Annotated in this window: 8 protein-coding genes and 2 pseudogenes; 5 read left to right on the top strand and 5 right to left on the bottom strand. The window is 49.9% G+C overall.

The window, feature by feature from the left end:
* Nucleotides 1–104: pseudogene (locus Q7J88_RS15355) on the bottom strand (IS110 family transposase); the annotation flags it as partial.
* 182 nt (nucleotides 105–286) lie between these two features.
* Here Q7J88_RS15355 and Q7J88_RS04485 point away from each other — a divergent pair.
* The gene (locus Q7J88_RS04485) at nucleotides 287–568 is read left to right on the top strand and encodes a DUF3144 domain-containing protein (RefSeq protein ID WP_303720956.1); all 282 of its coding nucleotides are present in this window, start codon (nucleotides 287–289) and stop codon (nucleotides 566–568) included.
* Nucleotides 569–888: 320 nt separating this feature from the next.
* On the opposite strand, the gene Q7J88_RS04490 is transcribed toward Q7J88_RS04485, so the two are convergent.
* The 3 genes from Q7J88_RS04490 to Q7J88_RS04500 form a co-directional block, all read right to left on the bottom strand.
* The gene (locus Q7J88_RS04490) at nucleotides 889–4,179 is read right to left on the bottom strand and encodes an efflux RND transporter permease subunit (protein WP_303720957.1); all 3,291 of its coding nucleotides are present in this window, start codon (nucleotides 4,177–4,179) and stop codon (nucleotides 889–891) included.
* Between the two features lie 17 nt (nucleotides 4,180–4,196).
* A complete protein-coding gene (locus Q7J88_RS04495; RefSeq protein ID WP_303720958.1) occupies nucleotides 4,197–5,273 on the bottom strand; it encodes an efflux RND transporter periplasmic adaptor subunit in 1,077 nt (358 codons plus the stop codon).
* Between the two features lie 69 nt (nucleotides 5,274–5,342).
* Nucleotides 5,343–6,770, bottom strand: coding sequence for a TolC family protein (locus tag Q7J88_RS04500; RefSeq protein ID WP_303720959.1), 1,428 nt, complete (start codon nucleotides 6,768–6,770; stop codon nucleotides 5,343–5,345).
* Between the two features lie 667 nt (nucleotides 6,771–7,437).
* Here Q7J88_RS04500 and Q7J88_RS04505 point away from each other — a divergent pair.
* Nucleotides 7,438–8,361 (top strand): alpha/beta fold hydrolase, encoded by a 924-nt coding sequence (locus Q7J88_RS04505; RefSeq protein ID WP_303720960.1) that lies wholly within the window; start codon nucleotides 7,438–7,440, stop codon nucleotides 8,359–8,361.
* 573 nt (nucleotides 8,362–8,934) lie between these two features.
* Here the strand turns inward: Q7J88_RS04505 and Q7J88_RS04510 are convergent.
* Nucleotides 8,935–9,375, bottom strand: coding sequence for a MarR family winged helix-turn-helix transcriptional regulator (locus tag Q7J88_RS04510; RefSeq protein ID WP_303720961.1), 441 nt, complete (start codon nucleotides 9,373–9,375; stop codon nucleotides 8,935–8,937).
* A 138-nt stretch (nucleotides 9,376–9,513) separates the two neighbouring features.
* On the opposite strand from Q7J88_RS04510, the pseudogene Q7J88_RS04515 reads away from it, so the two are divergent.
* From Q7J88_RS04515 to Q7J88_RS04525, 3 genes and pseudogenes are all read left to right on the top strand, one after another.
* A pseudogene (locus Q7J88_RS04515) lies at nucleotides 9,514–10,650 on the top strand (MFS transporter); the annotation flags it as partial.
* Nucleotides 10,651–11,379: 729 nt separating this feature from the next.
* The gene (locus tag Q7J88_RS04520) at nucleotides 11,380–12,663 is read left to right on the top strand and encodes an NRAMP family divalent metal transporter (protein ID WP_303720963.1); all 1,284 of its coding nucleotides are present in this window, start codon (nucleotides 11,380–11,382) and stop codon (nucleotides 12,661–12,663) included.
* Between the two features lie 25 nt (nucleotides 12,664–12,688).
* Nucleotides 12,689–14,140, top strand: coding sequence for a cytidylate kinase family protein (locus Q7J88_RS04525; RefSeq protein ID WP_303720964.1), 1,452 nt, complete (start codon nucleotides 12,689–12,691; stop codon nucleotides 14,138–14,140).
* Nucleotides 14,141–14,575: the final 435 nt, after the last annotated feature.

The following is a 14,575-nucleotide window of genomic DNA, read 5'->3' on the forward strand; positions in this document are numbered from 1 at the left end:
GTGCCGTAAAAACGAACGTCCCCAGTACGGCCTGCATCGGCTAGAGCAACATCAATGGTCGCTTTATGAACGTCAAGTCCGACAAATGTGATATTCTTCTTCATGACCTGCCTCCTTGGTTATGGCTCTGTGTGATGGATTTCCGTTCACCACATAATCCACGTTTACAAGGGGCGGGTCGCTTACTTTCTACTGACAGACATATTGTCTAAAATTGAGGTGGTGTCGGAGCAGTTCGTCGTCGCCGGTTATTATGAACCGTTGATGTGTAGGAAAGGATAAAGATATGAGTGGGAAAATAAATGAGTCGGATCTGTTTGATATGGCAGATCAGTTTATTGCTGTAGCGAACCGATTGGTTCAAGAAAGCGGTCAAGATTTGGGACTGGTTGGTGCTGCTTTTCGGTATGCCTCCGCAAGATTCAGTGCACACGAAGTGTCCCATAAATCTGCTAACTTAGCTGAAGACAAAGAGGGTGCATTGGCTTGGTTTACTGAACAATACAAAGATATGTTGCATAAAAATTTAGATCAGCATATTGAACTTCAGCGTGGGCGAAACAAATAAACACATAACAGTAGATCAACCGGACGAAAAATACGTCTGTGCAAAATTGAAAAGCAAAACCAAATTGCGGTGGGGTTCGAGGGTCGTTTCGCCCGCTCGGTTATCCTGAACCGTTGAAAACTGTCGTCGCAAATATCGTAAATTAATCTCACGGCCCCGACATTCGGAACATAAAATTTGCCCTTTCGCTTTGCTGTAATAACAGCAGCTTAGCGGAAGGGCCTCTTTAAACCTAACTTTTGATACAATTCCAGTAGATTTTTTTTATTGTTTATGGCCCTACTTTTTTGGACGATGGAGCCAAGTTCTCTGCGTGGCTGTCAATCCCCTACCTCTTTCACCTGAGTCTTTTCCCCGCGCCGCTCCCAAAGGAAGTACAGCAGCGGAATGACGATCAGAGTCAGCAGCGTCGAGGCAAAGGTTCCGAAAATCAAGGCTAGGGCGAGGCCACCGAAGACGGGGTCGCTGATCATGACCGCCGAACCGAACATGATCGCTAGGGCCGTGAGCAGGATCGGACGGAATCGCACCGCGCCGGCGTGGAGAACTGATTCTTCGAGATCGTAACCCTGGCGCCGGTAGTCGAGGATGAAATCGATCAGTAGCAACGAGTTGCGCACGACAATCCCAGCCAGGGCTATGAAGCCGATCATCGAAGTTGCGTTGAATGGCATGTCGAACAGCCAGTGTCCGGGAAAGATGCCGATCAGGGTCAGCGGAATTGCGCCCATAACGATAATCGGCAGGATGAACGACTGGTAATAGCCGACCAGCATCAGGTAGATGAACACTAGGGCAACGATAAAGGCCGCGCCCAGGTCGCGAAAGACATCGAGTGTCAGGCGCATGTCGCCGCCCCACAGCAACTGGTAATGGGTTATATCGTCCGGCTGCGCTGCGACAAATCCGAGGTTGGATGTCGTCAGCTTGACACCGTTGGGGAGTGTCGCCCCGTCGAATTTGGAATTGAGTGTCAGGGTTGCGTAGACCGGGCTGGCATTGAGCATATCCCCCATGACATAGACCACCGGGTGCTGATCGCGGGTTTCGATCGGCTTAGCAACGCTGGCCGGAACGATATCGACGATTCCGGCCAGCCCCACCTGCCTGCCCTGTTGATTGGTCACAGTCAGATCGAGGATCTGTTGCATCCGCACCCGGTCGGAACGCTTGAGCCGCAGCACGAGATCGATCGACTCCGGGCTCTCGATTCCGAGCAGCGCACCGATTTCGGCACCTGCGACATAATCATGAACCAGTTTGGCGAGTTGGGCCGGAACCACCCCGGCGGCCAGGGCTTTCTGCTGATCAACACGCACGATGTACTCAGGCGCCGTCGCGGTCACCGAATCGTCGATATTGATAACGCTATAGATATCTCTGAAATCATCCTTTATCAGGTCGGCGGTCTCACGCAGGGTTTCATAATCCGGGCCGTAAAGTTCCGCCAGCACCTGCGAGCGCACTGGCGGTCCCGGCGGGGTCAAGAACAGCTTGATCAGCGCCTGCGGGAATTCCTTGTGAACGGGGGCCAGAGCCTCCCAGATCCCCGTCGCTACCACGCTGGTGTGCGGCCGGTGATGGCGGTCAACGGTATTGATGACAATCTGCGCCATGTTGGTTCCACGCCGTACCGCATCTCCGCGCACCATGCCGGAGAAAGTCAACGGACCAGGAATGCCGAGATAGGTCTCATAATCGGCGACATACGGGCTCTTAGCCAGCACCTGCCCGACCGCCAGGGCGACCCGGTTGGTTTCGTCCAGCGCGGTCCCGGCTTGGGTGTCGATCTCGAACATGAAGGTATCGACATTGCCGTCTGGGAGCATCTGCAGGTTGACGCCGAACATACTGAGAGGCCCGTTCATCCCTACGGGGCGTAAAAACTGCCAAGCCGGCATCAACAACGACAGGCTCAGCAGAACGAGGACGAAGAGGAAGAATAACGTCCGGATCCAGGGACTTTCGAGGATCGGCTTGAAGGTGGCGATATATCCCCGGTGCATGAAGTCGGTTTCTTCAGCATCGCGCTCCTCCATATCCGGACTGGCCTTTGCCGCGTGGCGGGCGGCCTTGCTCCTGAGCCAGCGTACAGCGATATAGGGCACGACGATATCTGCCATCAGCAGCGAGGTCAGCATGGCGACCGGCACATTGATCGGGATCGGACGCATGAACGGCCCCATCATCCCGGTAACAAAGATCATTGGCAGGAAGGCGAAGATTACCGTGAAGGTCGCCATGATCGTCGGGTTGCCTATTTCATTAGTCGCGTGAACGATCAGTGAACCGAAGTCGCGAACCGAACTCTTCGTCTTCTCGACATGGCGATGGATATTTTCAACGACAACAATACCGTCATCAACCAGCAGACCGAGAGAGAGAATCAGGGCGAACAGGGAGATCCGGTTGATCGTCTGGCCGGTAATCCAGCCGACACCGAGAACCACGAACAGGATCAGCGGGACGGTCAGAGTAATGATCGCCGCCTCGCGCCAGCCAAGGAAAAGCCAGAGGATCAGTGCCACAACGCCAATGGCCACGGCCAGGTGTTCCATCAGGGTATTAACCGCCTCGTCAGCACGTTGACCGTAATCGCGCGTCACCGTAACCTTCATACCCTGCGGCAGGGCGTCACGTTCGATCGTCCGCAGCTTGCTCAGCACCCCGTCGGCAACAGTCACCGCGTTGGCCCCCGGTCGCTTGCCGACCGCCAGAGTCACTGCCGGTACCGGCGCGCCCGCAATCTCATCGGCTGGACCGGCCGGACCGTAGGCTCGGGTCACATAGCTGGTTTCATCCAGTGGACCGAATTCCACAGTCGCGATATCGTCGAGGAAGATCGGCTTGCGGTTCGCATGGCCGACGATGATCCTCCCGAGCTCGGAGATCTCTGCGAAAGCCCCATCGACACGCAGGGAATACTGACGGTTGTTGTTGATCAACTCCCCGGCCGGCATAATGACATTTGAGCCCTGTAACATCTGCTGGACCTGATTAAAGCTCAAACCGCTGGCTGTCAGCCGCCGAGGATTGACAACGATCCGCACTGCCCGTTTATGGCCGCCGATTATCTGGCTATCACCGACATCGGGAACGCTACGCAATTGTTCCAGCACCCGCAGGCCGTATTCACGCAGCTCCATGGTGTCGAGTTGATTGGAACTTAGGGTGATCCCGAGCACCGGCACATCATTGATGCCTATACTCTTCACCAACGGCGGCGTAGCGCCCGGCGGAATACGGTCCATGTTGCGCATAAGTTGGTTGTAAAGCAGTATCAGGCTGCGTTCTTCGTCGGCGCCAACCTCAAACTGGACTGTGACCACGCCCATATCGTTAATCGCGTAGCCGTAAGTATGCTCGACCTTCTTGAGTGTTGCCATCAGCGCTTCGAGCGGCTTGACGACCTGGTCACGGATTTCCTCGGGAGAATACCCCGGGCGCATAACAAAAATCGAGGCTGCCGGGACGACGATCTCCGGATTGTAGAGCCGCGGTGTGACGACGGCCGCTAACACACCCCATATCGTGATTGCCAGCAGTGCCAGGACGGTGATCTTGGTTCGCATGAATGTCTTCGACAGCCAGCCGGCGACATTCATCGGCATCCTCTTCTCCTGGCTGCTCATCCCCTTTGACCCTGTACCTTTTCAATCAGCGCGCCGTTGTATAGTTCCCCTTCGGCATCGATAATCAACTGATCCCCCGCCACCAGACCGGAGAGAATGAGAATACCAGCGCCCGAAGACGGTCCGAGTCGCACCATGCGGAAAGCAGCCTTCCCTAAGGAGTCAAGAACAAAGACACCATCGATCCCGGCCCGGCGCATAATCGCATCTCGCGGAATGATTACACCTCGCTCCTCGCCGATGGCAACCCGAACGCGGACAAAATCACCCGCCAGCGCACAACTGTCTACCGGCAGGTCAAGCTTAACCGTATGCGAGTGGGTCACCGGGTCGGCCGCAGCGACAAGTCGAGACACAGTTGCCTGTACAGCCTGCGTTTTTTCATTTCGCCCATCAAAGGTCACTGTCAATTGCTGGCCGAGCAGAAGATGTTCATAAGCCTGCTGGCTGACCTGAACCTGGACCTGCAGAGCACCCGTCTCCTGCAAGCTTACCAGTGGCTGGCCGGGGCCGACCAACTGGCCGACATCAATAAATTTGTTCACGACTACCGCAGCAAAAGGAGCCTTCACTTCGACGTAGGCGAGCTGGGCTTTGGCCTGCTCCAGCCCCGCTGCAGCTGCCGCCCGATCCCCCTGGGCAACTTTATACCCCATCTCGACCTGCTGAAACTGCTGCTCGGGGATGGCCTTCTCCTGGTAGAGAGCGAGGAAGCGCTCATAGTTGGCGGCGGCGTCCACCAGCACTGAATCTGCCTTTCCTAGAGCTGCCTGAGCTTGGTGGATTCCGGCATTCACATCGTTTGGATCAAGAGCCAGCAGCAACTCACCAGCCTTAACATTTTGCCCCTCGTGGGCCCTTAGCTTTTCCACGTAGCCCATGATCCGCGAAGCGACCTGAACTTCTCGGGTCGCGATAACACTGCCGGGGAAATCGGCGACCAACGGAAATGGCTGTTCACTCACACTAACGATCTGAGCCCGCAGGGTGCCACCGCTTCCGGCGGTCTGCTCAGGTGCAGAGCTGCAGGCGGCCAACATCAATAGACAGCCAAGAACCAAGATTTTTTTCACAGCCCTGTTCCAAATCATTTTACAACTCACTTCGCATGCGGTTGAAAGATGTCAAACAAAAGGTCATACCTACGGCTGTTCGGAGACCATAGCCGGAGTCAACTGTCCGAGAGCCAGGAGCAGCCCGGCCCGCTGCATAAGTTCCTGGTACCGGGCCATGATCAGATCGCTGCGGGCCTTGTCGAGCTGCGTCTGGATCAGCAGCAGCTCGGTCATAGTCGAGACCCCTTGTTCATAGCGCAGGCGCTCAAGGCGTTCGGCCTCTTCTGCCTGGATGATGGCCAGTTCCCGCACCTTGATGCTCTCAGCGGCCAGATGTGCATCGCGCCAGGCCGCATTCAGTTGCAACCGCAGGCCGTTGGCAGCACGCCGGCGTTCTGCCGTCTGTTGCAGAGCGCGTTGCCGAGCCTGAGCGACGTTCCCCTTACGTACACCGAAATCGAACAAATCCCAACTCAGGATCCCGGCGATCATGGAAGCGGAATTTCCGCCAAGCTGCGGATTTGGCGCGTTCCATTCCTGGCTGAGGACGATATTGAAGCGCGGCAGGTAATCGGCCTGCGCAATGCGAACCTCGGCTTTAGCCGCTTCTTCCCGGTTTCTCAGTGCCAGCAAACCGGGGTTCCCGTTTTCCATCTGCTTTTGCAATTGCACCACGCTCTCCTCAGGCAGAGCAATCGATACCGGGCCGGCAACGGCCATCGGAATGTTATCGGTAAAGCCGGCGAGAATTCGCAGACCATCGCAGGCCTTGTCAAAGTTCGTCAGCGCTACGCTACGTCGCAGCCGAACACTGTCAAGGTTCAGACGAGCGCGCAGTTGATCATTGTAGGAAACTACGCCACGAGCAAACAGCTTGTCGGTCAGTGTTGCGTAGGCTTGAGCGGCGGCAACGGACTTGTCAGCAACGGATATGAACGCATTCGCAGCACGTACCCCCTCGTAGGCTTTCAGCACTTTCAGCATCAGTTGCTGTCGGGCCATCTCATCCCCATGGCGTGCAGTCGCCAGATAAGCCTTGGCCTGGTTGACTTGTTCTCTGACCTTACCGCCGTTATAGACGGGAATTTGCAACTTAAGTATGCTTTGGTAGTTGTCATACCAGTCGGGTGAGTTTAGATTTCTCGGAGCGATATAGAGACTGGCGGGATCGGAAGGGTTGAATTGCACGGCACCGAAATCGTTGAAGGTCGCTTCCCCTTGGGTCAGCTTCATACCGAAAACGTTCAATGGATTATCGGTTGCACTTCCCATGTAAGATGCATTCAAACGTGGCAGAATGTTCCCCTGCGCAGTAGCGACTGCAGCTTCGGCTTCACCAATCCGGGCACGAGCCAGCAGCATCTCCGGTGTCTGTTTCAACGCCGCCTGCCAGACGCTTGAAAAATCCAGCAACTGCTGATCAGCTTGCGTTCCTGCGGCGAAAGATGTAACCGGAAAACTCACGACCAGAACGAGCATGACAAGGATTTTTTTACTGACTTTAACAAATCGCATATAAAGTTCCCTCTTGGTATCTAGGGAAATACTATAATTAATGAAGGGATTGTCAACAGACCCCTGAAAACACTGGAAAATGTGACAACCAGCGGACCCCGGACAAAAACGTGACAGCCGCCGTAAGAAAGAGAACGTTCAGAAAGTTGCAATTGATTGAATGAGTGGGACGGACACCGAAGGGACAGTGAAAACAGGGACAGGCACACAAAAAGAACGCACTACTTTTGAAACATCCGCAGCACCCCATCTTTTGCCCTAAACCTTGTCCAGCCCTGAGGGGGTCAAGATGCCATTTAAATGGCCATCCTTGACATAACCCTGTTGCAAGCTTGAATATTTAATGAGGGGACTTGGTGTGGCAACCCTTCTGAAGCCCGGTGTAGTTTCCTCCAATGCTACAACGGGTTTATTTTAGTAAATGACGAGATTTGATGAGATTGTAAAATAGCTACTCGTTTGGAGGCGATTCATCCCCCTGACCATCTAGCCCTAAATTGCAACTTAATGAGCATATTTCCATTGCATACCGCAGAAGTAAAATAGCAACCATAATTGCTATACTGGTATTTGTTTAGGTCGAACCAGACTATCGACGCGGTCTATTTTGGTCCTTCAGTTGCATTTGTCTCGAAATCAATGGGACTAAAATTGTGAGGCTTACACAATGGCTATAAAAATGTCTTTCAAATATCTAGCAACACTTTTGCTGTTGTGCATTTTAAATTTAATATCGGTTCCAGTTCAGGCCACTACGTTATGGCCCATCCCTGAAGGGGTAAAGACAGTCGAAGTCAATGGCTATCCGATGGCCTATCAGGATACGGGCAGTGGGACACCACTTGTGCTCGTTCATGGAGGTTTCAGTGATTATCGTATTTGGAGCCGTAAACAGATACCAATTTTTTCTAAGTTTTACCGTACAATAGCAGTATCCCTGCGTCACCACTATCCAGAAAAATGGAATGGTGTCGGCAATGATTATTCTATCGAACAGCATGCTTCAGATGTTGCAGCTTTAATCAAGAAACTCAACCTTGGTAAAGTTCATCTACTAGGACACAGTCGAGGTGGCGGAGTGGTTTTTAACGTGGCAAAAATGCATCCGGAATTGATTCGTACCCTCATTCTTGAAGATGGCAGCATAGATTCAATTGTGCCGGAAACACCCGAAAAACAAGAGCGGAGAGCTGCTTTCAAAAAAAGAGCTGAAGCAGCACGAGCGGATCTTGAAGCTGATAACCCTGAAAAAGCCGCGCAGGAATGGTGGGATAACTATGTTGGTCCCGGAACGTGGAGGAAATTCTCATCTCCTTTCAAGGCACTCATTCTTGATAATATTTGGAGTACTACCGATGATGGTGATAGAGGAAACGTCAACTGCGATGAAGTTTTAAAGTTCAATTTCCCTATATTGTTGTTTACCGGGGAAAAAAGCAGTAAACATTATGCTGATTCTTATAAAGAACTTCGGAAGTGTAGGCCCGATCTGCCGGAGCCAATAGTCGTTCCCAATGCAACCCATATCATACATAACACAAACCCAAAATTTTATAATTCGGCTGTTTTGGAATTTTTAAATAATCATTAATCCACAATATCTGTGATACCTAAACGACGAAGTCCCTGAACTGGCCGGGGCTTCTTTATGTCACTGAGAAGGTCCAATCAAACCCCAAAGAACCATTCCCTGGGCCTGAACTGATAAGCACCCAAGAACTCACGAGATTTGAGACGGCATCTTAACGCATGAGCCCGTGCGTAACCACTCGATTTAGGAGCGCAGTGGAAAAAACAATCCTAAATCACGCGCTTGGTTAGAACACCCGTAATCGGATACCCAAGATTTTCATCTTGGAGCTTTTATAGCGTCACTCAGTTTTTCTCGGATTATCTCACGGTCTAGCCGGTAATAGTTATTCCGGAAATTTTTCGGTGTGCAACCGTCCCAAACGTCGTAAATCGATCCAGTTGACCGGTGACCTTTCAGGTCAGCTATGAAATCCATTCTCAATTCAGCAGGGAGCACAGCCGTCAATTTGGTGAGCCGCCGTTACTTGATACGTCTAGTTTTAGGTAGATGGCGAATGGTTAAGGATAGAGTTTTTTAGGAAAGTCAACACGTTGTAAACGGTTAGGGTATATATCCAGACTGAGTTGAAAACTAATCACTTAAATTAGATGTTAAAGACTGAATCAGTTTTTCACTCAGGGCGGCCAGCGTCTCGATATCGTTTTGTGTCCAATCCTGCAGTGCGCTGCCGATACGCTTGATGCGCAACTCATGCATCGATTCAACCAGTTCCTTGCCTAATTGAGATTGGACAATCAGGGAGCTACGCCCATCAGAAGGATTCGCCATTTTTTCAATCAGCCCGTTTTTTTCCATGGCGTTAATTTGGCGTGTCACTGTTGAGTTGTCGAGAGCTAGTTTGTTTGCCAGATCTCCGATGCTCTGAGGCTGCTCATTGTCATTCAGATGCAGCAGTAGAAGATAATGGGCACGCTCAAGTGGATATTTGCGCTTACGGTTGATCGCTTCCAAGGTACGGACCAATTTGGCAAGCTGGTAAACCAGTTGGGCCAGGGATTCCTCTTTTTGCATTACGGCTCCTTGTCGGATTGTTTGGATATTTATCTGTATCATACAGCTTGACATCTTTAGCGCCAACGAATAATGTCTGTACGATACAGATATATTGCTCTGATGCGGCAGGGCCTAACCTACTGAAGGATCAATTTGATGAGTCAAGATTCAGAGAGTTTTTTACATCAGCCCAAAGCGGTATGGGCCAGCGCTTTTGCTTGCGTTGTCGGGTTTATGTCGATTGGCCTTGTCGATCCGATACTGACTTCGATTGCAGCAGGCTTACACGCTTCCGCCAGTCAGGTGTCGCTCCTGTTCACCAGCTATTTTTTGGTTACCTCATTGATGATGTTGCTCACCGGCTTTGTTTCCAGTCGCCTCGGTGGCCGCAAAACGTTACTGCTCGGAGCGGCACTGATCGTTATCTTTTCAGCACTGGCAGGAACCTCTGATTCGATTGCCGAGCTGGTCGGGTATCGGGCCGGTTGGGGGCTGGGGAATGCTTTTTTTGTGGTCACTGCCTTGTCGGTGATTGTCGCCTCATCACGAGGCGGTACAACCAATGCAATTCTGATGTACGAAGCGGCACTAGGACTGGGAATTTCTGTCGGCCCACTGCTTGGTGCAGCACTGGGGGCACATTCTTGGCGTTACCCATTTTTCGGTACTGCGACCCTGATGGCAATCGGCTTTATTGCCATCTTGTTGATGTTGCCTGAACAACCGAAGCCAATGCAGAAGACTTCACTGACCGCACCAATCCGAGCATTGTCTCACGGTGGACTGCTGACTGCGGCGAGCAGTGCTTTTTGTTACAATTTTGCGTTTTTCACCATATTGGCCTTTGTCCCCTTTGTGCTGCAGATGTCTGCCCATACGGTTGGGCTGATCTTTTTTGGCTGGGGCTTGCTGTTGGCCATTTTTTCTGTGTTGATTGCTCCGCGCCTTCAGAATCGCTTTAGCGCTCTGCAGATTCTGACAGTCAACCTAGGTTTGCTGGCCATGCTGTTGCTCGTTATGGCCTATTCTTCTCCGCAGGTTGTTGCTGTTTGTGTTGTCCTATCCGGAGCGGTGATAGGAGTCTGCAGCACTGTCTACACCGAAATTGCGCTGGAGATCTCCACAGCCCCAAGACCAGTTGCCTCAGCCGGTTATAACTTTGTGCGCTGGTTCGCTGGAGTGGTTGCGCCATTTGTAGCACCGTTGCTGGCTGAGCATTTCAGCCCGTTGGTGACCTTTTGGGTTGCAGCGATTGCCGCCGTTTTGGCACCGCTCGTATTGATAAGTCGGCGTGCGACCCTTGGACACTATGGCCGAAGTCCGTCCGTGCCTCAGGTTACTTTGCCGGCAACACCGGGCGGGATCATGGTCGCATTGCCAGGTGATCGGAGCGATTCCACTCTGTTAGCCCGGGCGATTGAGCTGGCGACCACAAGTCGGGCTTCAATACAGGTCGTTCATGTCCGCACTTTTGAAGCTTTTGAAGGAAGCATCCTTGAACTTGAAACGGTTGCCCAGTCACAACAGCTTGTGATCAGCGCCAGCGAGCGGCTGGTGCGGGCCGGGTTGCAGGTGACAAGCAATGTCCTTGAGACTTCAACGGCCCAACTGGTGACCTGCCTGCTTGAACAGATTGAGTATTTTAAACCGAGTAGATTAATACTTGGTCGTGGGACAAAACGGTCCCTTGGACATCTTCGTCATGGCAGTCTGGCAGACAGCTTGAATCGCCTTGCGGCAGCCGACCTTGAACTGATTCTGGTGCCGCTGCAGGTCACCTGAAAAAGTCATTTGGATAGGATGTCCCAGGCAGCAACTCTTTAATTTCTGTTTTTTGAGATACCAAATACAAGCTCGATTTCTGAAAGGAAAAAGCAATCAGAAATCAGCAAACAAACAAATGAACTTGGATGGGGCATTGATGTAATAGGTACTTACTATGTCGCAAACGTCGTGACATAAGTCAGCTTTTGGTGGGCGCACATAGGCTCGCTGTTTTTTTGTTTAAAGGAAATCAGATCGATGAAATCTCAAGCCACAACAATCACCCAAACTTTTTTCTTCCCTTTGGATCAACTGATCAAACTGGTGCGAACCCTCGGACCCGGTATCTTGACCGCGACTGCGGCTATTGGTGGCAGCCATCTGGTGGCCTCCACCCAGGCCGGTGCAAAATTTGGGTGGTCTCTGGCGCTGCTGATTCTTCTAGTTAACTTGTTCAAGTATCCGTTTTTCAGAGCAGGAATCAGTTATACTTTGGCGACCGGCAATACTCTGCAGAATGGCTATGCCCGAATGGGAAAAGGGTATATCGGTCTGGCCTTTGCTTTGAACATTTTTAACGCTGTCGTCAATACCTCGGCGTTGACTTTATTTTCAGCAAGCCTGTTGGGATACTTCCTGCCCGGACAACTCTCCTTACCAGTGTTAAGTCTCGTTGTTTTGGCAATGTCTTTGTTGATTGTGTTGGCCGGGCATTTTGCGGTACTCAACAGCGTTTCCAAGATCATTATGGTGCTCTTGGCTGTTTCAACGGTGGCTGCAGCAGTCATTGCCTGGAATAATGGCCCGGTTGCGCCTGCAGGTTATGTTTCTCCATCGCCCTGGACCTTGGCATCAATTGGTTTTCTGGTGGTCACTATGGGGTGGATGCCAGCACCTATAGATATCTCCTGTCTAACTTCCTTATGGCTGGCCAAACAGCAGAGCGAACAGGACGTAACCACTCAATCAGCACTCTTTGACTTCAACCTTGGTTATGTTGTGACCGCAGCGCTCGCTGTTGTTTTTCTTGCTCTTGGAGTTTTGATATTACATGGCAGTGGTGAAAAGCTTGAAACCGGTGGGATCGGTTTTTCTCATCAACTGGTCAATATGTATGCAGGAACCATCGGAGAGTGGTCTCACAACTTGATTGCGCTCATTGCTTTTTTCTGTATTTTCGGTTCGACGATTACTGTCATTGATGGTTATTCCAGGGCCTTGGCTGAGTCATTACAATTACTGCGAAATAAAGAAAATTATTCAGAGCGCAGCTTCACGTATTGGGTCGTTCTGGTTGCATTTGTATGCATGGCAATTCTGTTGTTTTTCAAAAGTGCACTTCTTGTCATGCTTGGGTTCGCCATGACGATGGCGTTTATGACAACACCCTTTTTTGCATGGTTGAACCATCATCTGATTCAGACTGCAGATATGCCGGATGAACTCCGCCCAGGAAAAGCCCTAGTTGCGCTTAGCTATGCTGGCCTCATCTACCTGTTCGGCTTTATGGTTCTTTTTGTCTGGTGGAAATGGTTGATGTAGATAAAAAGGAAGCGAATTTCTCAAAATGATGGATCGAATGATCAATAACATGCGTTATGAAAAAAGCAAGACAATGACTTTTTCTCAAACAAGCATCAAATCTAAGTTGTTCAATAAAATCAACTTCTTAAAATTGATTTTGCTTCTCATTGGCCTCTTTTTCTTGGCCTTTGGAGTCTCGCTGTCGGTAAAGGCTGATTTGGGTGTATCCCCCATTTCCTGCGTACCATATATATATAGCGTGATCACCCCTTTTTCATTGGGTGAAGTGACGATTGTCTTCAATATCATTTTTATTCTCCTGCAAATTGCAGTTTTGAGGAGAAAATACCAATACATACAACTCTTACAATTTCTTGCAGTTGTTTTTCTGGGATATTTTATTGATTTTACTCTTTATCTTATCTCTGACATCAATCCTGCGACATATATTGGGCAGGGCATTGCCCTGCTCATCAGTTGTGCCTCGATAGCTTTTGGCGTTTTTCTTGTCGTAAAAGCAAATTTAATATTTATCCCTGTCGATGGTTTAGTTCTTGTTATTTCTCAGACTTTTAAAAAAGAATTTGGAAAAGTCAAAATCTGTCTTGATAGCTCGATAGTTACCATGGGTATTATTAGTTCCTTTCTTTTCTTGCACACATTAGTCGGGATAAGGGAAGGAACCGTTGTTGCCGCCCTTATTGTAGGACTTTTAATTCAATTTTATGGAAAAGTCGCACGGGTTTTATCCAACCTTGTTCAAGAAAAAAGTAATGCCGACATCATTTCAGCCCAAGATGCTGTCTCGGTATATCGTGTCATCACAATCTCCAGAGAATATGGGAGTGGGGGCCATGAAATAGGCCAGGCCATCGCAAAGAAATTGGGAATATCCTTTTACGACAAGGAACTGATCAACATAACCGCTGAAAAAAGTGGATTCACTAGAGAGTACATCCGCGAAAATGAACAGAAAATTGCCAATACTCTGTTTCATGAGCTTTATGCACAAAACTACTCCTACGTAAATGACACGCTACCGCCCACAGATACGCTTTTTTTGATACAAAGCAAAATCATCCGCGATATATGCAGCAAGGAGTCATGCGTGATTGTTGGTCGCTGTGCAAATTTTATCCTGAAAGACAACCCTAATTGCTTTAATGTCTTTGTTCACGCAAACAATGAATTTAGAAAATCAAAAATTAATAACGACTACAGGGAAGAGAAAACATTTTCCGACAAGGATCTTGAACAATCCGACCGTCAACGGGCAAACTTCTGCCTGAAGTACACGGGGCAGGATTGGCGGGATTGCAGCAATTATCATGCGACCGTTGACAGTTCTATTTTTACAACAGATCAGATTGCAGACAATCTCATATATATGCTGCAAAAACCGAGCATAACCCCATCTTTTACACAGCTTAAAAGCGAACCCGTCCATATTTTTTCATCTGTGCCAGGCGATTTTGTTTCTGAGGCCACACCTTAGCCTGGGAATGAAAACCCCAGAAGAAGTGCATAAAGAAAGCCACCTCCCTTTCGGAGGTGGCTTAAGGAAAAACTGTCAATCTATTTTAGGACGCCTCCTGTGAACTAAAATCGGACCTTTCACTTTGCTGTAATTTCAGCATGTTAGTGGAAGGGGTTTTCCTGATATGACTTATGATGCAGGGATAGAGGAATTTGCAGTGTGATTGTTGCAAGGTAGCGATTTTGAGAAGATCAATCCGTTGGCAGTGTTTGCTGAGCTGACTTCAAAATCGGGGGATCAGAGCGATTTGTCCTCTCTCAGGCTTATAAATGGTGGCCTTTTTAGTCATCTGAACTAGCATGTTTTACATATTGCCTTCTTGACTTTTTTCATTGTTCTTTAATACTTAAATTTGGTCATCTCAAAATTCGATTTTGCCTAATATAACAATAA

Origin of the sequence: Malonomonas rubra (genome assembly GCF_003247215.1) — a bacterium.
In the GTDB taxonomy this organism is placed as follows: Bacteria; Desulfobacterota; Desulfuromonadia; order Desulfuromonadales; family Geopsychrobacteraceae; genus Malonomonas; species Malonomonas rubra_A.